The organism is Streptomyces sp. NPDC050625 (genome assembly GCF_040654755.1).
In the GTDB taxonomy this organism is placed as follows: domain Bacteria; phylum Actinomycetota; class Actinomycetes; order Streptomycetales; family Streptomycetaceae; genus Streptomyces.
The window spans coordinates 316,608-340,847 of the sequence record NZ_JBFAIQ010000007.1; the positions used below are offsets into that span (position 1 = coordinate 316,608).

The following is a 24,240-nucleotide window of genomic DNA, read 5'->3' on the forward strand; positions in this document are numbered from 1 at the left end:
CCCGTTCCCATCCCCAGGGGGCTCCGCCCCCTGGACCCCCGATCGGCCTGAACGGCCTCGTCCTCAAACGCCGGACGGGCTGAAATGCCTCGGCCCGAACGGTCTTGTTCTCAAACGCCGGACGGGCCGGGATGCCTGTCGGCCGCCTTTCGGCCTACCGAGTCGGGTGGTGGGTGGGCACAGGCCGGGGGTCCAGGGGGCGGAGCCCCCTGGGACGGCTTCTGGGGCCTACGGTGACGCCGGCGGATACAGGGAGCGGGGCAGTTGCGCGGCTGCCGCCGCGTCCAGGAGCCACAGGGTGCGTCGGCGGCCGTACGCGCCGGCCGCCGGGGCCTGGATCTCGCCCGCGCCCGACAGGGCGATCGCCACGGCGTTCGCCTTGTCCTCGCCGGCCGCCAGGAGCCACACCTCACGCGCCGACCGGATCGCCGGAAGGGTGAAGGTGACACGGGTCGGCGGAGGCTTGGGGGCGCCGTGGACGCCGACCACCGTGCGCTCCGTCTCCCGTACCGCGGGCAGTTCCGGGAAGAGCGAGGCCACATGCGTGTCCGGGCCGACGCCGAGGAGCAGGACGTCGAAGGTCGGCACGAGCCCGTGGTTCTCCGGACCGGCCGCGCGGGCCAGCTCCTCCGCGTGACCGGCCGCCGCCGCGTCCACGTCGGCGCCGTACGGACCGTCCGACGCGGGCATGGGGTGCACGCGCTTCGGGTCCAGCGGTACGGCGTCCAGGAGCGCCTCGCGGGCCTGGGTGACGTTGCGCTCCGGATCGCCCTCCGGGAGGAAGCGCTCGTCGCCCCACCAGATGTCCAGGCGGCCCCAGTCGATGGCGTCCCGGGCGGGGGCGGCCGCCAGGGCGGCCAGCAGCCCGTTGCCGTTGCGGCCGCCGGTGAGCACCACGGACGCGGAGCCCCGCGAGGACTGCGCGTCCACGATCTTGGTGATCAGCCGGGCCGCGGCGGCCTGGGCCATCAGATCCTTGTCGTGGTGCACGACCAGCTGCGGGGTGCTCACTTCGCCGCCTTCTTCGCGGGAGCCGAAGCAGTGGACTTCTTGGCGGCCGTCTTCTGCGCGGGCGCGACGGCGGACTCCTCGGCAAAGGACTCGGCCGGCGTCTGCCCGGGCACCCCGGTCAGCCGGTCCACGCCGTAGCGCAGTGCCGAGGCGTAGGTGTCGTCCGGGTCGAGCCGGCGCAGCTCTTCCGCGATCAGCTCGGCCGTCTCACGCCGCTTGAGCGCCACCGCACGGTCGGGCTGGCCTTCGATGGACAGCGTGGCCAGCGAGCCGTCCGCGCGGTCCAGGGCGATCGGGCCCTGACTGGTGTCCATACGGACCGCGGTGAGACCGGGGCCGGACGACAGCGACCGCTTGACGGGCACGTTCAGCCGGTCGGCCAGCCACATCGCGAGCAGCTCGCAGCTCGGGTTGAACTCCTCGCCCTCCACCTCGGCGGCCTTCACCTCGCACAGGACCTGGTCCAGGGCCGCCGCCAGCATCGAGCGCCAGGGCGTGATGCGGGTCCAGGAAAGATCCGTGTCGCCGGGCGTGTACGCGTCGGCACGGGCGGACAGCTCCCGTACCGGCTGCTCGGCCGCGTAGGTGTCGGTGACCCGGCGCTGCGCCAGCGCGCCCAGCGGGTCCTTGGCCGGGTCCAGCGGGGCGTTCACCGGCCACCAGACGACGACCGGGGCGTCCGGCAGCAGCAGCGGCAGGACGACCGAGTCAGCGTGGTCGGACACCTCGCCGTACAGCCGCAGCACCACCGTCTCGCCGGTGCCCGCGTCCGCGCCCACCCGCACCTCGGCGTCCAGCCGGGACGACGTACGGTCGCGGGGGGAGCGGGAGACGCGCTTGATGACCACCAGCGTGCGCGAGGGGTGCTCGCGCGAGGCGTCGTTGGCGGCCTTGAGGGCGTCGTAGGCGTTCTCCTCGTCGGTGACGATGACGAGGGTCAGGACCATGCCCACGGCCGGGGTGCCGATGGCGCGGCGGCCCCGCACCAGCGCCTTGTTGATCTTGCTGGCCGTGGTGTCCGTGAGGTCTATCTTCATGGCCGGCGCCAGCTCCGTCCGTCTCGTGCGAGCATCTCGTCGGCCTCCGCGGGACCCCACGTGCCCGACGGGTACTGCGCGGGCCTGCCGTGCTGGTCCCAGTACTCCTCGATCGGGTCGAGGATCTGCCAGGACAGCTCGACCTCCTCCGTGCGCGGGAAGAGGTTGGCGTCGCCGAGCAGTACGTCCAGGATGAGGCGCTCGTACGCCTCCGGGCTGGACTCCGTGAACGACTCGCCGTAGGCGAAGTCCATGGACACGTCCCGGATCTCCATCGAGGTGCCCGGCACCTTGGAGCCGAAGCGGACCGTGATGCCCTCGTCGGGCTGGACGCGGATGACGACCGCGTTCTGGCCCAGTTCCTCGGTGGCCGTGTGGTCGAAGGGGGAGTGCGGGGCCCGCTGGAAGACCACCGCGATCTCGGTGACCCTGCGGCCGAGGCGCTTGCCGGTGCGCAGATAGAAGGGGACGCCCGCCCAGCGGCGGTTGTCGACCTCCAGCTTGATCGCGGCGTAGGTGTCGGTCTTCGACTTGCCGTCGATGCCCTCCTCCTGGAGGTAGCCGATGACCTTCTCGCCGCCCTGCCAGCCCGCCGCGTACTGCCCGCGGACGGTGCTGCGCCCCAGGTCCTTCGGCAGCCGTACCGCGCCGAGCACCTTGGTCTTCTCGGCGGCCAGCGCGTCCGCGTCGAAGGAGGCGGGCTCCTCCATGGCGGTCAGCGCCATCAGCTGGAGCAGATGGTTCTGGATGACGTCACGGGCGGCACCGATGCCGTCGTAGTAGCCGGCGCGGCCGCCGATGCCGATGTCCTCGGCCATCGTGATCTGCACATGGTCCACGAAGGACCGGTTCCAGATCGGCTCGAACATGGTGTTGGCGAAGCGCAGCGCCAGGATGTTCTGGACGGTCTCCTTGCCGAGGTAGTGGTCGATCCGGAACACCTGGTCCGGCTCGAACACCTCGTGCACGACCTTGTTGAGCGCCTCGGCCGACTTCAGGTCGTGGCCGAAGGGCTTCTCGATGACGGCGCGCCGCCAGGAACCGCCCTCCTGGTCGGCCAGGCCGTGCTTCTTCAGCTGCTGGATGACCACCGGGAAGGAGCGCGGCGGCACGGAGAGGTAGAAGGCGAAGTTGCCGCCCGTGCCCTGTGCCTTGTCCAGCTCGTCGATGGTGGCGCGCAGCCGCTCGAACGCGTCGTCGTCGTCGAAGGTGCCCTGGACGAAGCGCATCCCCTGGATGAGCTGCTGCCAGACCTCCTCGCGGAACGGCGTACGGGCGTGCTCCTTGACGGCGTCGTGGACCTCCTGCGCGAAGTCCTCGTTCGCCCACTCGCGGCGGGCGAACCCGACCAGCGAGAAACCCGGCGGAAGCAGACCACGGTTCGCAAGGTCGTACACGGCGGGCATCAGCTTTTTACGTGACAAATCGCCGGTGACGCCGAAAATGACCAGGCCCGACGGCCCCGCGATACGCGGGAGCCGTCGGTCTGCGGGGTCACGCAGCGGGTTGCTGCTCGACAAGGTTTCAGCCCTCCGAGGGGGAGAGGCGCTCCAGTACGGCCTCGGTCGACTTCAGCAGGTCGTTCCAGGACGCCGCGAACTTCTCGACGCCCTCGTCCTCCAGGACCTGGACCACGTCGTCGTAGGAGATCCCGAGCTTCTCCACCGCGTCGAGCTCGGCACGGGCCTGCTCGTAGGTGCCGCCGACGGCGTCGCCGCGGATCTCGCCGTGGTCGGCGACCGCGTCCAGGGTGGCCTCCGGCATGGTGTTGACCGTGTTCGGCGCCACCAGGTCGTCGACGTACAGGGTGTCCTTGTACGCCGGGTCCTTGACACCGGTCGAGGCCCACAGCGGACGCTGCTTGTTCGCGCCCGCGTTCTCCAGCGCGTTCCAGCGGTCGGAGGAGAAGACCTCCTCGTACGCCTGGTAGGCGAGCCGCGCGTTGGCGACCGCGGCCTTGCCGCGCAGCGACTTGGCCTCGGGGGTGCCCAGCGCGTCCAGGCGCTTGTCGATCTCGGTGTCCACACGGGACACGAAGAAGGACGCCACGGAACGGATCAGCGAGAGGTCGAGGCCGCGCTCCTTCGCCTTCTCCAGACCGGCGAGGTAGGCGTCCATGACCTCGCGGTAGCGCTCCAGCGAGAAGATCAGCGTCACGTTGACGCTGATGCCCAGGCCGATGACCTCGGTGATCGCCGGCAGACCCGCCTTGGTGGCCGGGATCTTGATGAGCGTGTTGGGGCGGTCGACCAGCCAGGCCAGCTGCTTGGCCTCGGCGACCGTCGCCTTCGTGTTGTGCGCCAGACGCGGGTCGACCTCGATCGACACACGGCCGTCCTGACCCTCGGTGGCGTCGAAGACGGGACGCAGGATGTCGGCGGCGTCACGGACGTCCGCCGTGGTGATCATGCGAATGGCCTCTTCGACGGTCACCTTGCGGGCGGCGAGGTCCGCGACCTGCTGCTCGTAGCCGTCGCCCGAGGAGATCGCCTTCTGGAAGATCGTCGGGTTGGTGGTGACGCCCACGACGTGCTGCTCGTCGATCAGCTCGGCGAGGTTGCCGGACGTGATCCGCTTGCGCGACAGGTCGTCCAGCCAGATCGCGACGCCTTCGTCGGAGAGGCGCTTGAGTGCGTCTGTCATGGAATTACATCTCCTACGTGTCGTATATGAGCGTCAGCGCTGGGCGGCGGCGAGGGATTCCCGGGCCTTGGCGATCGATTCCTTCGCCTCGGCGGCGACGTGCTCGGCAGTGAAGCCGAACTCCCGGAAGAGGACCTTGCCGTCGGCGGAAGCACCGAAGTGCTCCAGGGAAACGATGCGGCCGGCGTCCCCGACGTACTTGTGCCAGGTGAGGCCGATGCCCGCCTCGACCGAGACGCGCGCCCGCACGGACGGCGGAAGCACCGAGTCCCGGTACCCCTGGTCCTGCTCCTCGAACCACTCCACCGACGGCATGGACACCACGCGTGTGGGCACCCCGTCGGCCTGGAGCTGCTCGCGTGCCTCGACGGCGACGTGCACCTCGGAACCGGTGGCGATCAGGATGACCTGCGGCGCTGCGCTCTGCCCTTCAGGCCCTTCGGCCTCGAACAGGACGTAACCGCCGCGCGCGGCGTCGTCGTTGGGCTCGTACACCGGCACGCCCTGACGGGTCAGCGCGAGGCCGTGCGGGGCGCCCTTGCCGAACTCCTTGGTGTAGCGGCCGAGGATCTCGCGCCAGGCGATCGCCGTCTCGTTGGCGTCCGCCGGGCGGACGATGTTCAGACCCGGGATGGCGCGCAGCGAGGCCAGGTGCTCGACCGGCTGGTGGGTCGGGCCGTCCTCGCCGAGGCCGATGGAGTCGTGGGTCCACACGAACGTCACCGGCAGGTGCATCAGGGCCGACAGACGCACCGCGTTGCGCATGTAGTCGGAGAAGACGAGGAAGGTACCGCCGTAGATGCGGGTGTTGCCGTGCAGGGCGATGCCGTTCATCTCCGCGCCCATGGAGTGCTCGCGGATGCCGAAGTGGATCGTGCGGCCGTACGGGTTCGCCTCCGGCAGCGGGTTGTCCGCCGGCAGGAACGAGCTGTCCTTGTCGATGGTCGTGTTGTTCGACCCGGCGAGGTCGGCGGAGCCGCCCCACAGCTCGGGGATCACCGCGCCGAGCGCCTGCAGCACCTTGCCGGAGGCGGCGCGGGTCGCGATGCCCTTGCCCGGCTCGAAGACCGGGAGCTTCTCCTCCCAGCCGGTGGGCAGTTCGCCCTTGCTGATGCGGTCGAATTCGGCGGCACGCTCGGCGTTGCCGTCGCGCCAGAGCTGGAAGGACTTCTCCCACTCGGCCTTGGCCTGGGCACCCCGGTCGAGGGCCTGGCGGGTGTGGCCGATGACCTCGTCGGAGACCTCGAAGGTCTGCTCCGGGTCGAAGCCGAGGACGCGCTTGGTGGCCGCGACCTCGTCGTCGCCGAGCGCCGAGCCGTGGGCGGCCTCGGTGTTCTGCGCGTTCGGGGCGGGCCAGGCGATGATCGAGCGCATGGCGATGAAGGACGGCTTGTCCGTGACCTTCTTCGCGGCCTCGATCGCGTTGTAGATGGCGTGCGGGTCCAGGTCGCCGTCCGGCTTCGGGGCGATGCGCTGCACGTGCCAGCCGTACGCCTCGTACCGCTTGACGGTGTCCTCGGACACGGCCGTCTCGGTGTCGCCCTCGATCGAGATGTGGTTGTCGTCCCACAGCAGGATCAGATTGCCGAGCTCCTGGTGGCCGGCCAGCGAGGACGCCTCGGCGGAGATGCCCTCCTGGAGGCAGCCGTCACCCGCGATGACGTACACGAAGTGGTCGAAGGGGGACTCACCCTGCGGGGCGTCCGGGTCGAACAGACCGCGCTCGTAACGGGCGGCCATCGCCATGCCCACCGCGTTGGCGACACCCTGGCCGAGCGGGCCGGTCGTCGTCTCGACGCCCTTGGTGTGCCCGTACTCCGGGTGGCCCGGGGTCTTCGAGCCCCAGGTGCGGAAGGACTTCAGGTCGTCCAGCTCCAGGCCGAAGCCGGCCAGGTAGAGCTGTGTGTAGAGGGTCAGGGACGAGTGGCCGGCGGACAGCACGAAACGGTCGCGCCCGACCCACTCGGGATCGGCCGGGTCATGCCGCATCACCTTCTGGAAGAGGGTGTAGGCGGCCGGAGCCAGGCTCATCGCCGTACCGGGATGGCCGTTGCCGACCTTCTGTACGGCGTCTGCGGCCAGGACGCGGGCGGTGTCCACGGCCCGCTGGTCCAGCTCGGTCCACTCGAGGTCTGTGGTGGTCGGCTTGGTGCTCACCCTGAGTCAGGGCTCCTCTCCACAAGTCGGTCGCCGGTCGTCCGGGCGCGCGCCCACCGGCTGCCGGTGCACTGGGTGCCCACCGGCCTTTGCTGAGCCTACCCCCGTGAAGACGTGCGTTTTTTCGAGCCATTCCAGACTGCCGGGCCTTAGGGGGATCCGCCTCCCGGCCATTCCGGATCGCATTCGGCACATGAATACGGAGCCGCTCATCTGACTGCTCAATCGAGCCTCAGTACGACCGATGAGCAGGGCCCTGAGCAGCAGGTGAACGACCCCTGCCAACACGACCCCACCCCCGCGAAGGACGAGGTATGGGCAACGTCTACAGTGGCGTGGTACGCGCGAGCCCTTTACCCGCACTTCACACGGGAGGCTCGCTGGGATGTCTCTGTCAGGGGTGTGCGTGACGGCCGTCGAATCCCGTCCAGCGGGGGTGCTCGGTGCGAGCCAGAGCCCGAGCCACCGGCCGTTCGGGGCCCGTGCGAAGGCTTTCGTGGCGCTGACCAAGCCGCGGATCATCGAACTGCTGCTGATCACCACCGTTCCGGTGATGTTCCTCGCGCAGCAGGGCGTGCCGGATCTCGGCCTGGTGCTGATCACGTGCATCGGCGGCTACCTCTCCGCGGGCGGCGCCAACGCGCTGAACATGTACATCGACCGTGACATCGACGCGGTCATGGACCGTACGTCGCAGCGTCCGCTGGTGACCGGCGTGGTGAGCCCGCGCGAGTGCCTCGCCTTCGGCATCACGCTGGCCGTCGTCTCGACGCTGCTGTTCGGGTTCGCGGTCAACTGGCTGTCCGCCTGGCTGTCGCTCGGAGCGCTCCTCTTCTACGTCGTCGTCTACACGATGATCCTCAAACGGCGTACGTCGCAGAACATCGTGTGGGGCGGCATCGCCGGCTGCATGCCGGTGCTGATCGGCTGGTCGTCCGTCACCGACTCCATGTCGTGGGCGCCGATCGTCCTCTTCCTGGTGATGTTCTTCTGGACACCGCCGCACTACTGGCCGCTGTCGATGAAGGTGAAGGACGACTACGCGCGCGCGGGCGTGCCGATGCTGCCGGTCATCGCCTCCAACAAGGTCGTCGCCCGGCAGATCGTGATCTATAGCTGGGTGATGGTGGCCGTCTCGCTGACGCTGACCCCGCTCGGCTACACCGGCTGGTTCTACCTGCTGGTCGCGCTGATCGCGGGCGGCTGGTGGCTCTGGGAGGCGCACGCCCTGCAGAACCGCGCGAAGGCCGAGGTGACGGGCGTGAAGCTGAAGGAGATGCGGCTGTTCCACTGGTCCATCACCTATGTGTCGCTGCTGTTCGTCGCGGTGGCGGTGGACCCCTTCCTGCGGTAACCCCCCTCCGAGATCTCCCTGACGGGTGGGCTGGGTGGTCAAGGCCACGCAGCCCACCCGTCGCCGTTTGATCTACCCATCGGTAGCATCCTGACCATGGCAGACACGCAGCAGGTTGACTCGAAGGCCGAGCGCAAGGTGGCGCGGCTCGCGCAGCGGATCAGCGCCTTCTCCAAGGCGCACGGCGGTGCCGAGGGCCAGGTGGCCTACATCGGTGAGCGCGGCGCCCGGATCGTGCTCGTCGGCGAGGACGGCGGCTGGGGCGACCTGGTGGCGCCCTCGTACGAGATCGCCGAGAAGGCCGTGCAGAAGTCCGGGATCACCGTCCACGAGGCGTTCGACGGCGAGTTCGCCGCCAAGGTGAAGACGGGCCCCTACGAGTGGAAGCGGATGGCCGGAATCCAGCTCGGCGGTCCGAGCAACGGCTGAAGCTCCGCAACACCCGGAGCTTCGAGCAACACCTGACACCCGGTTCACCCGTTAGGACCTTGGAGAGGACGAGGTCCAGTCACACGGGGAGCCCGGATGATCGAAACACCGTCCCTGGTGGACCAGTACTGCCACGGCGTACTGAGGACGGAGCTGGGACTCGGCACGTTCGAGGCCCAGCTCGCCCGCACCGAGGGGCCGCCCGCCCCCGGCACCACGCTGTTCGACACCCAGACGGGCTTCGCCGTACGCCGCTGGTGCCCCCCGCTGCTCGGCCTGGAGCCGCACTGTCCGCCCGCCCGCTATCTCGCCCGGCGCCGTGAACTCGGCGTGGCGGAGGTGGGCCGGCGGCTGCTGCGCGGCAGCGGGATCACGACCTATCTGGTCGACACGGGGCTGCCCGGCGACCTCACCGGCCCCGCCGAGATGGCCTCCGCCGGTGACGCCGAGGCACGCGAGATCGTGCGCCTGGAACTCCTCGCCGAACAGGTCGCCGACACCTCCGGGACCGTCGAGTCGTTCCTCACCAACCTCGCCGAGTCGGTGCACGGAGCCGCCGCGAACGCCGTCGCCTTCACCTCCGTCGCGGGGGTACGGCACGGGCTCGCGCTGGCGCCCGAGCCGCCCGGACCGGGGGAGGTGCGGGGCGCGGCGGGCCGCTGGCTGGCGGGGCGCCGGGTCGGCGGCGAGCTGAGCGACCCGGTCCTGCTCAGACATCTGCTGTGGATCGCGGTCGCCTCGGGGCTGCCGCTCCAGCTGCACGCCGGTCTCGCGGAGCCGGGGGCGCGCATCGACCGTACGGACCCGGTGCTGCTGACGGACTTCGTGCGGGCCACCGCGGGCCTGGGCACGGACCTGGTCCTGCTGCACGGTTACCCGTACCACCGCCACGCGGCCCACCTCGCCGGCGTCTTCCCGCATGTGTTCGCCGACTCGGGCGCCGCGCTCGTGCGTACCGGCGCCCGCGCGGCGACGATCCTCGCCGAGATCCTGGAACTGGCCCCGTTCGGCAAGATCCTCTTCTCCAGCGGAGCGCACGGCCTGCCGGAACTGCACGTGGTGGGCGCGCGGTTGTTCCGGGAGGCGCTGGGCCGGGTGCTGGGCGGCTGGGTCGCCGAGGGCGCCTGGTCGCTGACGGACGCCCAGCGCGTGGCCCACCTGGTCGCGGCCGGAAACGCCCGGCGGGTGTACGGGGTGGACTGAGCTGTACAGACTGGGCGCATGCAGACCGACGCCTTACTCGACCGGTTCCTCACGAGCCTCGCGCCGCTCGCTCCCGTCGCCGTCTGGGCACACGGTTCCCTCGCCGGGGGCGACTACCAGGAGGGCCGCAGCGACCTGGACCTCATCGCGGTGCTGGAGCGCCCCACGACCCTGAGCACCGTACGCAAGGTCGTCACCCTGCACCGCGCCCTGCGCGTCGAGCCGCTCGCCGTCAAGCTGCACTGCAGCTACCTGAGCGCGGACAGGCTCGACGACACCGGCCACAAACATCTGACCTGGGCGCACGACCAGATCCTGCGGCGCACGGTCACCCCGGTCACCCGGCGCGAGCTGCACGCCTTCGGCCGGGTGCTGCACGGACGGCCCCCGGCCGGCCTGCTGCCACCCGTGTCCGACCGGGAGCTGCACGACTTCGTCGTGCGCGACCAGCGCGAGTACTGGCGGCCTGCCGTCGACAGGGCACGCCTGTGGAAGCAGGACATCTGGGTCGACCTGGGACTGGTGACCTTCGCCCGCGCGACCGTCACCCTGCGCGAGGGCCGGCTGATCTCCAAGCGGGAGTCCCTCGACCTGCTGCCCGGCCTCGGCGCGCCGACCGAGGTGGTCGAGGACGTCAGGCGCCGCAGATACGCGGACCCGCTGCCCCCGACCCCGGAGTGGACGGCCCGCCGAAGCGAGCTGACCCGGAGCTACCTGGGACCGGCCATCGACGCACTCGTGGCGGCGTACGGATGACTCATCACGATTGACGGATGACTCTGACGGCGTACGGATGACTCATGACGGCGTAGGACGGCTTACGCGCGCGTGCCGATCGGCGCCTCCGCCGTGGGGCCGGGCAGGTCCGCCGTCATGTCCGGACGCTCCCGCAGCGACAGCAGTACGCGCAGCACCCAGATCCACATCACGGACGAGCCGAGCATGTGCAGGGCGACCAGGGCCTCGGGCAGGTGCATGAAGTACTGGACATAGCCGAGCGCGCCCTGGGCCAGCAGCACGACGAACAGCTCCCGGGTCCGGTCCAGCGGACCCCTGGGCGCGTCCACCGCCTTCAGGACGAACCACAGCGCGAAGGTCAGCGTCACCACGATCCACGCGAGCACCGCGTGCAGCTTGGCGACCGTCTCCCAGTCGATCGGGATCCGGTCGACCTCGCTGGAGTCACCCGCGTGCGGGCCGGCCCCGGTGACCACCGTGCCGACGGCGATGAGCAGGACGGACGCGGCGACCAGGAACCACACCAACTGCTGGACCGCCTTGCCGACCAGCGGCCGCGGCGCCCCGTCACCCTCACGGGTGCGCTGCCACATCACCGTGGCGACTGCCATGAGCGCCGACGAGAGCAGGAAGTGGGCCGCGACCGTGTACGGGTTGAGGCCGACCAGGACCACGATCCCGCCGAGCACCGCGTTGCCCATGACCACCCAGAACTGGGCCCACCCGAGCCGGGTCAGGCCACGCCGCCACGGCTTCTGCGAGCGCGCGGCGATGATCGCCCAGCCGACGGCCGCGCACAGCACGTACGTCAGCATGCGGTTGCCGAACTCGATGGCTCCGTGGACGCCCATCGCACTGGTGGTGGTCAGCGAGTCGTCGGTGCAGGTGGGCCAGGTCGGGCAGCCCAGGCCCGAGCCGGTCAGCCGTACGGCACCGCCGGTGACCACGATGATCACTCCCATGACGAGAGCGGAGAGGGCCGCCCGCTGGACCGTCCGGGGGTGCGGGGTCCAGCGTTCGGCGATGAAGGCGAGCGGGTTGCGCAGGGCCGCCTGGACGTCGGCGCGGGTCAGCTTTGGCACGCGCACCATCGTAGGCGCCCGCTTGTGCACGCTTTCACGAGGGTCACTCTCAGGGGGGCACGCCCGGAGCCGTTTCCCGGAGGGTCACTCCCAGCGGAACAGCTTTCCGGCCGCCGCCAGGCCCACGACCGCCCACACGGCGAGGATTCCCAGGTCGCCCCAGGGCATCCCGGCCCCGTGCTGGAGCACGTCCCGCAGTCCGTCCGACAGCGCTGAGATGGGCAGCAGACCCAGCACGTCCTGGGCGGCCGGCGGGAACTTGTCCAGTGGGACGATCACGCCGCCGCCGATGAGCAGCAGCAGGAAGACCAGGTTGGCGGCGGCCAGCGTGGCCTCCGCCTTGAGCGTGCCGGCCATCAGCAGACCGAGCCCGGAGAACGCGGCCGTGCCCAGGACGAGCAGGAGCAGGACGGTGAGCGGGTTGCCGTGCGGCGACCAGCCCAGCGCTAGGGCGATCACGGTCAGCAGGAGGACCTGGAGGATCTCCGTGACCAGCACGGACGCCGTCTTCGCCGCCATCAGGCCCCAGCGGGGCAGCGGGGACGAGGCCAGCCGCTTCAGCACGCCGTAGCGGCGCTCGAAGCCGGTCGCGATGGCCTGGCCGGTGAAGGCGGTCGACATCACGGCGAGGGCGAGGATGCCGGGGGCGAGGAAGTCGACGGCCTTGCCCGCGCCCGTGTCGACGATGTCCACGGAGCTGAAGAGCGCGAGGAGCAGCGTCGGGATCACGACCGTCAGCAGCAGCTGCTCGCCGTTGCGCAGCAGCATCCTGGTCTCCAGCGCCGACTGGGCCGCGATCATGCGGGGCAGCGGTGCCGCGCCGGGCTTGGGGGTGTAGGCACCCACGGTGGTCACGAGCGCAGCTCCTTGCCTGTGAGCTCCAAAAAGACGTCTTCGAGGGTGTGCCGCTCGACCGAGATCCGGTCCGGCATCACGCCGTGCTGGGCGCACCACGAGGTCACCGTGGCGAGCAGCTGGGGATCGACCTTGCCGACCACCCGGTAGGAGCCCGGGGTCAGCTCGGCGGCCGTGCAGTCGGCGGGCAGCGCCTTGAGCAAGGAACTCACGTCGAGGCCCGGACGGCCGGTGAAGCGCAGGGTGTTCTCGGCGCCGCCGCGGCACAGCTCCTCGGGGGCGCCCTGGGCGATCACCCGGCCCGCGTCGATGATCGCGACGTCGTCGGCGAGCTGCTCGGCCTCGTCCATGTGGTGGGTGGTGAGGATCACGGAGACACCGTCGGCGCGCAGGTCCCGCACCAGGTCCCAGGTGGCCCGGCGGGCCTGCGGGTCCAGGCCGGCCGTCGGCTCGTCCAGGAACACCAGCTCCGGCCGCCCCACGACGGCCATGGCGAGCGCGAGCCGCTGCTGCTGTCCGCCGGACAGGCGCCTGTAGGAGGTCCGGCCGCAGCTGCCGAGGCCCAACCGTTCGACGAGCGCGTCCACGTCCAGCGGATGCGCGTGCAGTCTGGCCACGTGGCGCAGCATCTCGTCGGCCCGCGCGCCCGAGTAGACGCCCCCGGACTGGAGCATCACGCCGATGCGTGGCCGCAGCTCGGCGGACTGCCGCACCGGGTCGAGGCCCAGGACGCGCACCGTGCCGGCATCCGGCTTCCGGTACCCCTCGCAGGTCTCGACCGTGGTCGACTTTCCCGCCCCGTTGGGGCCGAGTACGGCGGTCACTCCCGCCTGGGCCACCAGGTCGAGGCCGTTCACCGCGGTCTTCGTGCCGTACCGCTTCACCAGGGCCTGGACCTGGACCACGGGCTCACTTCGCATGGCTCAAGAGTCTAGGTAGGTGCCGTGTCACTCAGACGGGCGGGTACAGAAACTCCTCCGCACGGGGTCGGTGCAGCGGCAGCCACTTCTCCGCGTAGGCGACGGCGTCCGCCACGGGGAACAGCCGTACGTCGGCCGCCCCGGCCGTCCCGCAGACGACGGGCCGGTCCCGTTCGAAGTCGTGGCCGAGCTCGTCGAACCGGTCCGAGTCGATCGACACCTCGATCACCGATTCCCAGCCACCGCCGGGCACCGGCCGTCCGACCTCGACGTGCGGGGCCGGTATCCGGTACTCGGCGAGGTGGAAGCTGGTGCAGGTGTCGTAGCCGGTGCCGAGGAGCAGCACGCGGGCGCCCAGCCGTTCCAGGCGGGCCAGCGGGCTGCGCTCGCCGAGCCGGCAGTCGGGAGCGTGGCCGTCGAGTATCCCGGCCGCGCGCGGGCCCACGGCCGCGAAGGACGTCTGCGGGTGGGCGCTGCGCAGGGCGCCCGGCCAGGTCCGTACGGTCTCCGGGATCACGCCGACCCCGCGGGAGGGGGTGGTCAGGGGGTCGTACCCGGGCATCGACGCCCGGATCGTGGGCCACCACTCCCGGGGCACCGGAGGGTTCCCCCACAGGGCCGGGTCGGACAGGTCGCCGGACTGGGTGGGGACGACCAGCGTGCCGTCCGGGCCGAGGGCGTCGAGCAGCGCCTGGACGACGGCGACGGCGCCGCCGCAGACCCAGCCGAGTGCGCTCAGGGAGGAGTGGACCAGCAGGGTCTCGCCGGTCTCGACACCCAGCCCGCGCAGCTGTGCGGCGAGCGTGTCGCGAGTGACAAGAGGGCCGGTCGGAGCGGGCATGGGCATGGTTCGGCAGTGTTCCCCAAGAGCCTCGCCGGTGCCACCGATTTGATCGATCAAAGATCGTTTCCGCAGGTCGGATTAGGTATGCCTAAGTGACGTAGGGCACCGCCCGCCCGAACGGACGCGGCTTGTCAGTCTCTGAGGAATTACGCAACAATGGCGTTGTGAAAAACGTCGGCGAGGCTCCGGAGACCCCCATGGGGGCCCCTCATGAAGAGCTCGCGACCGGTGAGCGCTCGACACGCAACCGCGTCGCGCGGTCCATCCTGGACCACGGCCCGTCGACCGTCGCGGAGCTCGCCGCACGTCTGGGACTGACCCAGGCGGCCGTACGACGCCACCTGGACGCGCTGACCGCGGACGAGGTCGTGGAGGCGCGCGAACAGCGTGTGTACGGGGCGCGCACCCGCGGTCGCCCCGCCAAGGTCTTCGCGCTCACCGACTGCGGTCGCGACGCCTTCGACCAGTCCTACGACACGCTCGCCGCGGACGCGCTGCGCTGGATCGCCGACCAGGAGGGCGGCAAGGACGCGGTCGTCGCCTTCGCCCGCGCCCGGATCGCCGCACAGGCGAGCGCGTACCGCAAGGCGATCGAGGGCGCCACCCCCGACAAACGCGCCGAAGCCCTGGCCAAGGCCTTGAGCGTCGACGGGTACGCTGCTACGGCGCGCACCGCACCGGTCGGCGAACAGCTGTGCCAGCACCACTGCCCGGTCGCCCATGTCGCGGAGCAGTTCCCCCAGCTCTGCGAGGCGGAGACGGAGATCTTCGCCGAGCTGCTCGGAACGCACGTCCAGCGACTGGCCACCATCGCGCACGGCGACGGCGTCTGCACGACGTTCATCCCCAAGATTTCCACTGACGCATCTGCAAGCACGGCCGGGAGGAACCCCGCATGACTCTCCCCACGGAGACTGCTCACCCCGAACTCGAGGGCCTGGGCAAGTACGAATACGGCTGGGCCGACTCCGACGAGGCCGGTGCCGCGGCGAAGCGCGGTCTGAACGAGGACGTCGTCCGGGACATCTCGTCGAAGAAGTCCGAGCCGGAGTGGATGACGAAGCTGCGCCTCAAGGGCCTGAGGCTCTTCGAGAAGAAGCCCATGCCGAACTGGGGCTCGGACCTGTCGGGCATCGACTTCGACAACATCAAGTACTTCGTGCGCTCCACGGAGAAGCAGGCGGAGTCCTGGGAGGACCTGCCCGAGGACATCAAGAACACCTACGACAAGCTGGGCATCCCGGAGGCGGAGAAGCAGCGCCTGGTCGCCGGTGTCGCCGCGCAGTACGAGTCGGAGGTCGTCTACCACCAGATCCGCGAGGACCTGGAGGAGCAGGGCGTCATCTTCCTGGACACCGACACCGCGCTGAAGGAGCACCCGGAGCTCTTCAAGGAGTACTTCGGGACCGTCATCCCCGCCGGTGACAACAAGTTCGCGTCGCTGAACACCGCCGTGTGGTCGGGCGGCTCCTTCATCTACGTCCCGCCGGGCGTCCACGTGGAGATCCCGCTCCAGGCCTACTTCCGTATCAACACGGAGAACATGGGTCAGTTCGAGCGGACCCTGATCATCGTCGACGAGGGTGCCTATGTGCACTACGTCGAGGGCTGCACGGCGCCGATCTACAAGTCGGACTCGCTGCACTCCGCGGTCGTCGAGATCATCGTCAAGAAGAACGCCCGCTGCCGCTACACGACCATCCAGAATTGGTCGAACAACGTCTACAACCTGGTCACCAAGCGCGCCGTGGCCTACGAGGGCGCGACCATGGAGTGGATCGACGGCAACATCGGCTCCAAGGTGACGATGAAGTACCCGGCCGTCTACCTGATGGGCGAGCACGCCAAGGGCGAGACCCTCTCCATCGCCTTCGCGGGTGAGGGCCAGCACCAGGACGCCGGTTCCAAGATGGTCCACATGGCGCCGAACACCTCGTCCAACATCGTCTCCAAGTCGGTGGCGCGCGGCGGCGGCCGTACCTCGTACCGCGGCCTGGTCGAGATCGGCGAGGGCGCCGCGGGCTCCAAGTCCAACGTGCTCTGCGACGCGCTGCTGGTCGACACGATCTCCCGCTCCGACACGTACCCCTACGTGGACGTCCGCGAGGACGACGTGTCCATGGGCCACGAGGCGACCGTCTCCAAGGTCTCCGAGGACCAGCTCTTCTACCTGATGAGCCGCGGTCTGTCCGAGTTCGAGGCGATGGCGATGATCGTGCGCGGCTTCGTCGAGCCGATCGCCAAGGAGCTGCCCATGGAGTACGCCCTTGAGCTCAACCGGCTGATCGAGCTCCAGATGGAAGGCGCGGTCGGCTAAACGCCCACCGCCGGTCCCATCAAGCCACTCACGTAAGAAAGCGAGCAGACCGACAGCCATGGCTGAGGCTCAGAACATCCCCGTGGGCTCCACCACCGCGGGCCAGATCGCGGTGGCCGCCGAGTCGACCGTCGCCACGCGCATGAGCGCGCCCCCGTCCTTCGACGTGACGGACTTCCCGGTCCCGCACGGCCGCGAGGAGGAGTGGCGGTTCACCCCGCTGGAGCGCCTGCGCGGGCTGCACGACGGCACCGCCGTCGCGAACGGCACGGGCGTGAAGGTCGCCGTCGAGGCCCCCGAGGGCGTCACCGTCGAGACCGTCGGCCGCGACGACGCGCGGATCGGCCGGGCGGGCACCCCGGTGGACCGCGTCGCCGCCCAGGCGTACTCGGCGTTCGAGCAGGCCGGCGTGGTCACCGTCCCCAAGGAGACGGTGCTCACCGAGCCGATCCGCATCGCCGTGCACGGCCAGGGCGGGGTCGCCTACGGCCACCAGGTCATCGAGCTGGGCGCCTTCGCCGAAGCCGTCGTCGTCATCGACCACACCGGTGACGCGGTGCTCGCCGCCAACGTCGACTACGTCCTGGGCGACGGTGCGAAGCTCACCGTCGTCTCCGTCCAGGACTGGGACGACAAGGCCGTGCACGTGGCCCAGCACAACGCCCTCATCGGCCGGGACGCCTCCTTCAAGTCGGTCGTCGTGACCTTCGGCGGCGACCTCGTCCGGCTGCACCCGCGCGTCACCTACGCGGGCCCCGGCGCCGAGGCCGAGCTGTTCGGCCTGTACTTCACCGACTCCGGGCAGCACCAGGAGCACCGCCTGCTGGTCACCCACAACACCCCGCACTGCAAGTCGAACGTCGTCTACAAGGGCGCGCTCCAGGGCGACGACGCGCACGCGGTGTGGATCGGTGACGTGCTCATCGAGGCCAAGGCCGAGGGCACGGACACGTACGAGATGAACCGCAACCTGGTCCTCACCGACGGTGCCCGCGTCGACTCGGTGCCGAACCTGGAGATCGAGACCGGCGAGATCGTCGGCGCCGGCCACGCCTCGGCCACCGGCCGCTTCGACGACGAGCAGCTCTTCTACCTGATGGCCCGCGGCATCCCGCAGCACGAGGCCCGCCGCCTCGTCGTCCGTGGCTTCTTCGCCGAGCTGGTCCAGCAGATCGGTGTCGCGGACATCGAGGAGCGGCTGCTCGCCAAGATCGAAGAGGAGCTGGAGGCGTCGGTCGCATGAGCCCCTTCGTACGCGCCTGTGGGCTGAGCGAGCTGGAGGAGGGCACCCCGAAGCGGGTGGAACTCGACGGCACGCCGGTCTCGGTCGTGAAGACCGAGGGGGAGGTGTTCGCCATCTACGACATCTGCTCCCACGCGAACGTCTCGCTCTCCGAGGGCGAGGTGGAGGACTGCCAGATCGAGTGCTGGCTGCACGGCTCCAGCTTCGACCTGCGTTCCGGCAAGCCGTCCGGCCTCCCCGCGACGCGCCCCGTCCCCGTATACCCCGTAAAGATCGAAGGGGACGACGTGCTCGTCTCCCTCACCCAGGAGTCCTGAGGCACCCATGGCAACGCTTGAAATCCGAGACCTGCACGTCACCGTCGAGGCCGACAACGCCACGAAGGAGATCCTCAAGGGCGTCGACCTCACCGTGAAGCAGGGCGAGACGCACGCCATCATGGGCCCCAACGGCTCCGGCAAGTCGACCCTCGCCTACTCGCTCGCGGGTCACCCGAAGTACACGATCACCGAGGGCACCGTGCTGCTCGACGGCGAGGACGTCCTGGAGATGTCCGTCGACGAGCGCGCCCGCGCCGGTCTGTTCCTCGCGATGCAGTACCCGGTCGAGGTCCCCGGCGTCTCGGTCTCCAACTTCCTGCGCTCCTCCGCCACCGCGATCCGCGGCGAGGCCCCCAAGCTGCGCACCTGGGTGAAGGAGGTCAAGGAGGCCATGCAGCGCCTCAACATGGACCCCGCCTTCGCCGAGCGCAACGTCAACGAGGGCTTCTCCGGCGGTGAGAAGAAGCGCCACGAGATCCTCCAGCTCGAACTGCTCAAGCCGAAGGTCGCGATCCTCGACGAGACGGACTCCGGTCTCGACGTGGACGCTCTGCGGATCGTCTCCGAGGGCGTCAACCGCGTCCGTGAGACCGGCGAGGTCGGCACCCTGCTGATCACGCACTACACGCGCATCCTGCGCTACATCAAGCCCGACTTCGTCCACGTCTTCTCCGGCGGGCGGATCGTCGAGTCCGGCGGTGCCGAGCTCGCCGACAAGCTGGAGGACGAGGGCTACGAGGCTTACACGAAGGGTGGCGTATCCGCGTGACACAGCTGCCGGGCCTCCTCGACACCGAGGCGATCCGCAAGGACTTCCCCGTCCTGGACCGGCTGGTCCACGACGGCAAGAAGCTCGTGTACCTGGACAACGCGGCGACCTCGCAGAAGCCGCGCCAGGTGCTCGACGTCCTGAGCGAGTACTACGAGCGCTACAACGCCAACGTCCACCGCGGTGTGCATGTGCTCGCGGAGGAGGCCACGGCGCTGTACGAGGGCGCGCGCGACAAGGTCGCCGCGTTCATCAACGCGCCGAGCCGCGACGAGGTGATCTTCACCAAGAACGCCTCCGAGTCGCTCAACCTCGTGGCGAACATGCTGGGCTGGGCCGAGGAGCCCTACCGGGTGGACCACGAGACCGAGATCGTCATCACGGAGATGGAGCACCACTCCAACATCGTGCCGTGGCAGCTGCTGGCGCAGCGCACGGGCGCGAAGCTGAAGTGGTTCGGGCTGACCGACGACGGCCGGCTCGACCTCTCCAACATCGACGAGATCATCACGGAGAAGACGAAGATCGTTTCCTTCGTGCTGGTGTCCAACATCCTGGGCACGGTCAACCCGGTCGAGGCGATAGTGCGCCGCGCCCAGGAGGTCGGCGCCCTGGTCTGCATCGACGCCTCCCAGGCGGCTCCTCACATGCCGCTGGACGTCCAGGCTCTCCAGGCCGACTTCGTGGCCTTCACCGGCCACAAGATGTGCGGCCCGACCGGCATCGGCGTCCTGTGGGGCCGCCAGGAGCTGCTGGAGGACCTGCCCCCGTTCCTCGGCGGCGGCGAGATGATCGAGACCGTGTCGATGCACTCGTCGACGTACGCCCCGGCGCCGCACAAGTTCGAGGCGGGCACGCCCCCGATCGCCCAGGCGGTCGGTCTCGGCGCGGCGATCGACTACCTCAACTCGATCGGCATGGACAGGATCCTCGCCCATGAGCACGCGCTCACCGAGTACGCGGTGCGGAAGCTGAGCGAGGTCCCCGACCTCAGGATCATCGGCCCGGCCACGGCCGAGGACCGGGGCGCGGCGATCTCCTTCACGCTCGGTGACATCCACCCGCACGACGTGGGTCAGGTCCTCGACGAGCAGGGCATCGCGGTCCGGGTCGGCCACCACTGCGCCCGCCCGGTCTGCCTGCGGTACGGAATTCCTGCGACCACGCGAGCGTCGTTCTATCTGTACTCCACGCCGGCCGAGATCGACGCACTGGTCGAGGGGCTGGAGCACGTCCGGAACTTCTTCGGCTGAGGGATTGGCTAGCGATCGCATGAAGCTGGATTCGATGTACCAGGAAGTCATCCTGGACCACTACAAGAACCCGCACGGGCGTGGTCTGAGGGATGGCGACGCCGAGGTGCACCATGTGAACCCGACCTGTGGCGACGAGATCACCCTTCGTGTGAAGTACGACGGCACGACGATCAGTGACGTCTCGTACGAGGGCCAGGGCTGCTCCATCAGCCAGGCGTCGGCCTCCGTGCTGAACGAACTGCTCGTCGGCAAGGAGCTGGCCGAGGCGCAGAAGATCCAGGAGACCTTCCTGGAGCTGATGCAGTCCAAGGGCAAGATCGAGCCGGACGACGCGATGGAGGACGTTCTGGAGGACGCGGTCGCGTTCGCCGGAGTCTCCAAGTACCCGGCCCGGGTCAAGTGCGCCCTCCTCAGCTGGATGGCGTGGAAGGACGCGACGGCCCAGGCTCTGGGCGGGGCCGACGCCGAAAGGAAGACGGCATGAGCGACACCGTGGAGACGAAGCCGGCCTCGGAGGAGGAACTCCGCGAGGCCCTGATGGACGTCGTGGACCCCGAGCTGGGCATCGACGTCGTGAACCTCGGCCTGATCTACGGCATCCATGTCGACGACGCGAACATCGCGACCGTCGACATGACCCTGACCTCCGCGGCCTGTCCGCTGACGGACGTCATCGAGGACCAGGCCAAGTCCGCCACCGACGGCCTCGTCAACGAGCTGCGCATCAACTGGGTCTGGATGCCGCCGTGGGGCCCCGACAAGATCACGGACGACGGACGCGAGCAGTTGCGGGCGCTCGGCTTCAACGTCTGAGATCCACCGGCCGAACAGTGACGGCGAGGTCCACCGGACCTCGCCGTCACTCGTTCGCGTTCGTGTTCGCGTTCCCGTTGGTGTTCGCGTTCTCGCTCTCGCGCTCAGGCCAGTCCGTCGACCAGCCGGAACGCGGAGTCGGCCCGGTACAGGTCGCCGTACTGGTACGGGTCCAGCTTGAGCCGGAAGTTCTGGTGGCGCAGGAAGCGGCCCGGATAGTTGACCGACTCCAGCATGACCGCGCCGGAGTAGGCGGAGGCGCGGGGGCAGAAGGTCGCGTCCTGCCGGAACAGGGACGAGCCGTCGTTGCGCTCGGCGCGCAGCAGGAAGTTGCGGTGCCGCAGATAGCCGCCGTCGGCCGTGGCGAAGGAGTAGCAGGAGCCGTCGGCCAGGCCGCCCACGACCTTGAACGTGGCGTCGCGGCGGGCCGAGACGGAGCCGATCGGGTCGAGCCTCACGTAACCGCCGCTCAGGTGCCAGTAGCGGTCGGGGTAGTTCACCGAGCGGACGGACGACCAGACGGAGGAGGAGTCCGAGCCGCCCGAGTCCCCGGATCCTCCGGAGCCGTCCGAGCCACCCGAACCGCCGTGTGAGGCAGGCGACTTGGAGGGCGATGCGGAGGCCGTGGACTTCGGTTCGCCGTCGCCGTCCGTGGCGGTGGCCGAGGCGGCGGGAGGCATCACCGACGACATGCCGGTCTTGCCCTTGGGTGCGGGGGTCGTACCCGACGAGGGCGAGGCGAAGGAGAGCAGGCCGGGTCCGTCGTCGGTGGGCGCGGCGGACCGCACCGGGGATGCCGTGTCGTCAGGAGCCTGGCGGTTCACGACGATTGCGGTCGTGCAGGCGACGATCGTGGCGATGGCCAGCCCACCGGCCAGCCAGAGTCTTCGGGTTCCGGGGGCCCGGGAGGTGTCGGGGACCCAGCCGTTCTGCCATGGCTGGTTCCCGGGAGGGTGGGGGGTGGTTTCGGGCATGCGTGTTCCTCCAGCGGCGCCCAGGGCGGCGGCCGGGGATGTGAGGGTGAGGTGATCGAGTGGTGGAACTCTAGTGGAGCCGAGGGGCTGCTGGGAGCCATTTCAGCGAGCGTTTTCTATGAAAATCAAACCAACCCACATTCGTGGTCCGGGCAACGGGGCCGCCCTTGTGCGGGGATCACCGTCTGAGGAGAAACCCGTTTCCATGAACGAGCGGAGCAGTCCGGCCCGATCCGGCCGGACTGCTCCGCTACCTGCTCCGCCACCCGCCCTGTGTTCAGGGGGTGATGCGTACAACCTGCGGGTCGTGGTCGCTGGTCTGGTCCGAGAACTCGCTGTTGATGTGCACGATGTCGTAGTCGTGCGACGTGATCGACGAGCTGACCAGGGTGTGGTCGAGGACCTGGGAGTTGCCGTCGTAGACGTACGTGTACTGCTCGGACGCCGGCAGTGTGTCCACCAGGTCGGTCAGCACGCCGCCCTCCAGATTGGACACGGCGGTGGAGAACGGGAAGTCGTTCAGGTCGCCGAGCACGATCACATGCGCGTCCGACTGTGCCGCCAGGATGGAGTCCACGAACGAGTTCTCCACCGAACCCTGACTGCCCCGCTGCGTCTCGGACGACCGGGTCGGCGGCTGGTACTGGCTGTGCAGCGCGTAGTCACCGCCCTTCGAGACGAAATGATTGGCGATCACGAAGTACTTCTGACCGCCGAAGGTGAACTCCGCGGCCAGCGGCTTGCGGCTGGCCGACCAGGCCGAGTCGGCCGGGGCGATCCGGCCCGGGTTGTACGTCAGCTGCGCCACACCGCCCACGCTGGTCACCGAGTTGGCGGTGCTGGCGGTGGCGTTGCCGCGGGCGGTGAAGCCCACCCGTGCGGGGTTGTACAGAAGCACCTGGCGGATGTTGCCGCCGGGCTCACCGCCGTCGGAGTCGTTCCGCGGGTTGATCTGGGTGTACGAGTAGGCCGGGCCGCCCGCCGTCCTGATCGCGGAGGTCAGCATGGAGAGGGTCGTGGTGGCGGAGACGACGCCGTTGTCCGTCGGGCCGTCGTTGTCCTGGACCTCCTCCAGCGCCACGATGTCGGGCGACTTGAGGTTGTTCACGATGCCCTGGGCGAGCGCGCTGAACTTCGAGGCGGGGTCGGTCGGGTCGAGGTTCTCCACGTTGTACGTGGCCACCGACAGCTGGCCCGGCGACTGGGCCGCCGTCGTCTCCTTGCCGACCCCGCCCGAGGTGAGCGTGCCGACCGAAGTGGCGTTCAGGGAGTAGCCGCCGTACGCGCTGTAGTCCAGGACGCCGGTGGCGCCGGAGATCGTGTCGCCCACGGTCGCCGTCGGGAAGGCCGAGGACAGCAGCGTGGTGATCTGCAGCCGGCCGGAGTTCTGGCTGTTGTAGGAGGAGTACAGGGAGCCGCCGCGGGCCGAGTTCACCTGCGCGGGCTTCACATTGACCCACATCTCGTCGTACGCGTTGGTCGGTCCGACCACCGGCGTGCTGCCGACGCTGACCCGCATGCCCTCCAGGGACTCGTAGTAGTCCAGGGCGTAGGTCGTCGGGTCCAGCGTGAACGAGTTGATCGAACCGCCGTTGTTGGTGCGGGTGTAGGCGGCCGGGACGGTCGCGTCGCTGATCGTGACGGCCGCGGGGAGGGCGTTCCCGGTCGAGTTGGTGCTCCAGCTCGCGCTGCCCAGCTCGGTGAGCGACTGGTTGCCGGACGAGGTGCCGCCGGGGATGTACTCGGAGACCCTGCCGGTGATCGTGATGCTGTTGCCGACCGCCGTGTTCGGCGTGCTGGACCCCGTGTAGACGAAGATCGCGTCACTGGTCGCCGCGTTGCCGTCGCCGCTCGCGCTCTGGATCCAGAAGCCGCGCGAGGAGCCGGTGGAACGAATCGCGGTGACGATACCGGTCGTGGTGACCGTCGAGCCGTTGTACGGCGAGATCCGGGTCGTGCCCTGGATCGCGGAGATCGTGTAGGTCGCCGCGTGCGCGGCGGACGGCAGTGCCATCAGCGAGGCCGAGGCGAGCAGCCCGGCTGCCGCCCCGCGGACCGTGAGCCCGAGCTTTCTGTCCATGTGCGTCCCTTCAACGAGCGGATGGGTGGAGCTGGTTGGTGCCTGGACGTACATGAGCGCGACTGGTCGCGGAAGTTCTATTCGCTCAGAGTTACCCGTGGATGTACGGAGTGTGTTCCCCGTACGGCAGCTACGCGTGTCATCGAAGCCCTTGTGGATGCGGCGAGGTCGTTCATGGATGTACTGCCGTCGTCG

The 24,240-nt window shown here is 69.5% G+C and carries 23 protein-coding genes; 12 read left to right on the forward strand and 11 right to left on the reverse strand.

Features of this window, described 5'->3' with window-relative positions:
• Positions 1 to 228: 228 nt before the first annotated feature.
• Genes pgl through tkt form a run of 5 tightly spaced genes read right to left on the reverse strand, consistent with a single transcriptional unit; the run spans position 229 to position 6,848 of the window.
• Positions 229 to 1,011 carry a 6-phosphogluconolactonase gene (gene pgl / locus AB0I54_RS19450; RefSeq protein ID WP_363297234.1) on the reverse strand — a complete coding sequence of 261 codons (783 nt, stop codon included), beginning with the start codon at positions 1,009 to 1,011 and terminating at the stop codon, positions 229 to 231.
• Complete coding sequence (opcA, locus tag AB0I54_RS19455) at positions 1,008 to 2,048, reverse strand: glucose-6-phosphate dehydrogenase assembly protein OpcA (RefSeq protein WP_363297235.1); 1,041 nt, start codon at positions 2,046 to 2,048, stop codon at positions 1,008 to 1,010. The genes pgl and opcA overlap by 4 nt, the downstream gene beginning before the upstream one ends.
• Positions 2,045 to 3,568: a glucose-6-phosphate dehydrogenase gene (gene zwf, locus AB0I54_RS19460; protein ID WP_363297236.1), complete on the reverse strand. Its 1,524-nt coding sequence runs from the start codon at positions 3,566 to 3,568 to the stop codon at positions 2,045 to 2,047. The genes opcA and zwf overlap by 4 nt, the downstream gene beginning before the upstream one ends.
• Before the next feature lie 4 nt (positions 3,569 to 3,572).
• Positions 3,573 to 4,691, reverse strand: a complete 1,119-nt coding sequence (tal, locus tag AB0I54_RS19465) for a transaldolase (protein WP_363297238.1) — start codon at positions 4,689 to 4,691, stop codon at positions 3,573 to 3,575.
• Between the two features lie 33 nt (positions 4,692 to 4,724).
• Entirely contained in the window at positions 4,725 to 6,848 is a 2,124-nt protein-coding gene (gene tkt / locus AB0I54_RS19470; RefSeq protein WP_363297239.1) for a transketolase, read from the reverse strand.
• Positions 6,849 to 7,248: 400 nt separating this feature from the next.
• Between tkt and AB0I54_RS19475 the strand changes: the two genes are divergently transcribed.
• The 4 genes from AB0I54_RS19475 to AB0I54_RS19490 all read left to right on the forward strand — a co-directional run bounded on the left by AB0I54_RS19475 (position 7,249) and on the right by AB0I54_RS19490 (position 10,590).
• Complete coding sequence (locus AB0I54_RS19475) at positions 7,249 to 8,202, forward strand: heme o synthase (protein WP_363297436.1); 954 nt, start codon at positions 7,249 to 7,251, stop codon at positions 8,200 to 8,202.
• Positions 8,203 to 8,298: 96 nt separating this feature from the next.
• A complete protein-coding gene (locus AB0I54_RS19480) occupies positions 8,299 to 8,631 on the forward strand; it encodes a hypothetical protein (RefSeq protein WP_263207408.1) in 333 nt (110 codons plus the stop codon).
• 96 nt (positions 8,632 to 8,727) lie between these two features.
• Positions 8,728 to 9,834 (forward strand): amidohydrolase family protein, encoded by a 1,107-nt coding sequence (locus AB0I54_RS19485; protein WP_363297240.1) that lies wholly within the window; start codon positions 8,728 to 8,730, stop codon positions 9,832 to 9,834.
• 18 nt (positions 9,835 to 9,852) lie between these two features.
• Positions 9,853 to 10,590, forward strand: coding sequence for a nucleotidyltransferase domain-containing protein (locus AB0I54_RS19490; RefSeq protein ID WP_363297241.1), 738 nt, complete (start codon positions 9,853 to 9,855; stop codon positions 10,588 to 10,590).
• A gap of 62 nt (positions 10,591 to 10,652) precedes the next feature.
• Here the strand turns inward: AB0I54_RS19490 and AB0I54_RS19495 are convergent, their stop codons facing one another.
• The 4 genes from AB0I54_RS19495 to AB0I54_RS19510 form a co-directional block, all read right to left on the reverse strand.
• Positions 10,653 to 11,663, reverse strand: a complete 1,011-nt coding sequence (locus AB0I54_RS19495) for a COX15/CtaA family protein (protein ID WP_363297243.1) — start codon at positions 11,661 to 11,663, stop codon at positions 10,653 to 10,655.
• 75 nt (positions 11,664 to 11,738) lie between these two features.
• A complete protein-coding gene (locus AB0I54_RS19500) occupies positions 11,739 to 12,455 on the reverse strand; it encodes an ABC transporter permease (protein WP_363297437.1) in 717 nt (238 codons plus the stop codon).
• Positions 12,456 to 12,505: 50 nt separating this feature from the next.
• Complete coding sequence (locus tag AB0I54_RS19505) at positions 12,506 to 13,429, reverse strand: ABC transporter ATP-binding protein (protein WP_363297245.1); 924 nt, start codon at positions 13,427 to 13,429, stop codon at positions 12,506 to 12,508.
• A 31-nt stretch (positions 13,430 to 13,460) separates the two neighbouring features.
• Complete coding sequence (locus AB0I54_RS19510; protein ID WP_363297246.1) at positions 13,461 to 14,276, reverse strand: AAC(3) family N-acetyltransferase; 816 nt, start codon at positions 14,274 to 14,276, stop codon at positions 13,461 to 13,463.
• 161 nt (positions 14,277 to 14,437) lie between these two features.
• On the opposite strand from AB0I54_RS19510, the gene AB0I54_RS19515 reads away from it, so the two are divergent.
• Genes AB0I54_RS19515 through AB0I54_RS19550 form a run of 8 tightly spaced genes read left to right on the forward strand, consistent with a single transcriptional unit; the run spans position 14,438 to position 20,991 of the window.
• A complete protein-coding gene (locus tag AB0I54_RS19515) occupies positions 14,438 to 15,172 on the forward strand; it encodes a metalloregulator ArsR/SmtB family transcription factor (RefSeq protein WP_363297247.1) in 735 nt (244 codons plus the stop codon).
• Positions 15,169 to 16,590 carry a Fe-S cluster assembly protein SufB gene (sufB, locus tag AB0I54_RS19520; protein WP_363297248.1) on the forward strand — a complete coding sequence of 474 codons (1,422 nt, stop codon included), beginning with the start codon at positions 15,169 to 15,171 and terminating at the stop codon, positions 16,588 to 16,590. Before AB0I54_RS19515 ends, sufB begins: the two co-directional genes overlap by 4 nt.
• Positions 16,591 to 16,648: 58 nt before the next feature.
• On the forward strand, positions 16,649 to 17,833 hold the full coding sequence (gene sufD / locus AB0I54_RS19525; RefSeq protein WP_363297249.1) for a Fe-S cluster assembly protein SufD: 1,185 nt from the start codon (positions 16,649 to 16,651) through the stop codon (positions 17,831 to 17,833).
• Positions 17,830 to 18,150, forward strand: a complete 321-nt coding sequence (locus tag AB0I54_RS19530) for a non-heme iron oxygenase ferredoxin subunit (protein WP_363297250.1) — start codon at positions 17,830 to 17,832, stop codon at positions 18,148 to 18,150. The genes sufD and AB0I54_RS19530 overlap by 4 nt, the downstream gene beginning before the upstream one ends.
• Positions 18,151 to 18,157: 7 nt before the next feature.
• Complete coding sequence (gene sufC, locus AB0I54_RS19535; protein ID WP_363297251.1) at positions 18,158 to 18,922, forward strand: Fe-S cluster assembly ATPase SufC; 765 nt, start codon at positions 18,158 to 18,160, stop codon at positions 18,920 to 18,922.
• The gene (locus AB0I54_RS19540; protein WP_363297252.1) at positions 18,919 to 20,175 is read left to right on the forward strand and encodes a cysteine desulfurase; all 1,257 of its coding nucleotides are present in this window, start codon (positions 18,919 to 18,921) and stop codon (positions 20,173 to 20,175) included. Before sufC ends, AB0I54_RS19540 begins: the two co-directional genes overlap by 4 nt.
• Before the next feature lie 19 nt (positions 20,176 to 20,194).
• Complete coding sequence (gene sufU / locus AB0I54_RS19545; RefSeq protein ID WP_363297253.1) at positions 20,195 to 20,662, forward strand: Fe-S cluster assembly sulfur transfer protein SufU; 468 nt, start codon at positions 20,195 to 20,197, stop codon at positions 20,660 to 20,662.
• Entirely contained in the window at positions 20,659 to 20,991 is a 333-nt protein-coding gene (locus AB0I54_RS19550; RefSeq protein WP_363297255.1) for a metal-sulfur cluster assembly factor, read from the forward strand. Before sufU ends, AB0I54_RS19550 begins: the two co-directional genes overlap by 4 nt.
• Before the next feature lie 104 nt (positions 20,992 to 21,095).
• Here AB0I54_RS19550 and AB0I54_RS19555 read toward each other — a convergent pair whose 3' ends face one another.
• Together AB0I54_RS19555 and AB0I54_RS19560 are read right to left on the reverse strand one after the other, a co-directional pair.
• Positions 21,096 to 21,965, reverse strand: coding sequence for an AbfB domain-containing protein (locus AB0I54_RS19555; RefSeq protein WP_363297256.1), 870 nt, complete (start codon positions 21,963 to 21,965; stop codon positions 21,096 to 21,098).
• A 277-nt stretch (positions 21,966 to 22,242) separates the two neighbouring features.
• Entirely contained in the window at positions 22,243 to 24,045 is a 1,803-nt protein-coding gene (locus AB0I54_RS19560) for an endonuclease/exonuclease/phosphatase family protein (RefSeq protein ID WP_363297257.1), read from the reverse strand.
• Between the last annotated feature and the right edge of the window lie 195 nt (positions 24,046 to 24,240).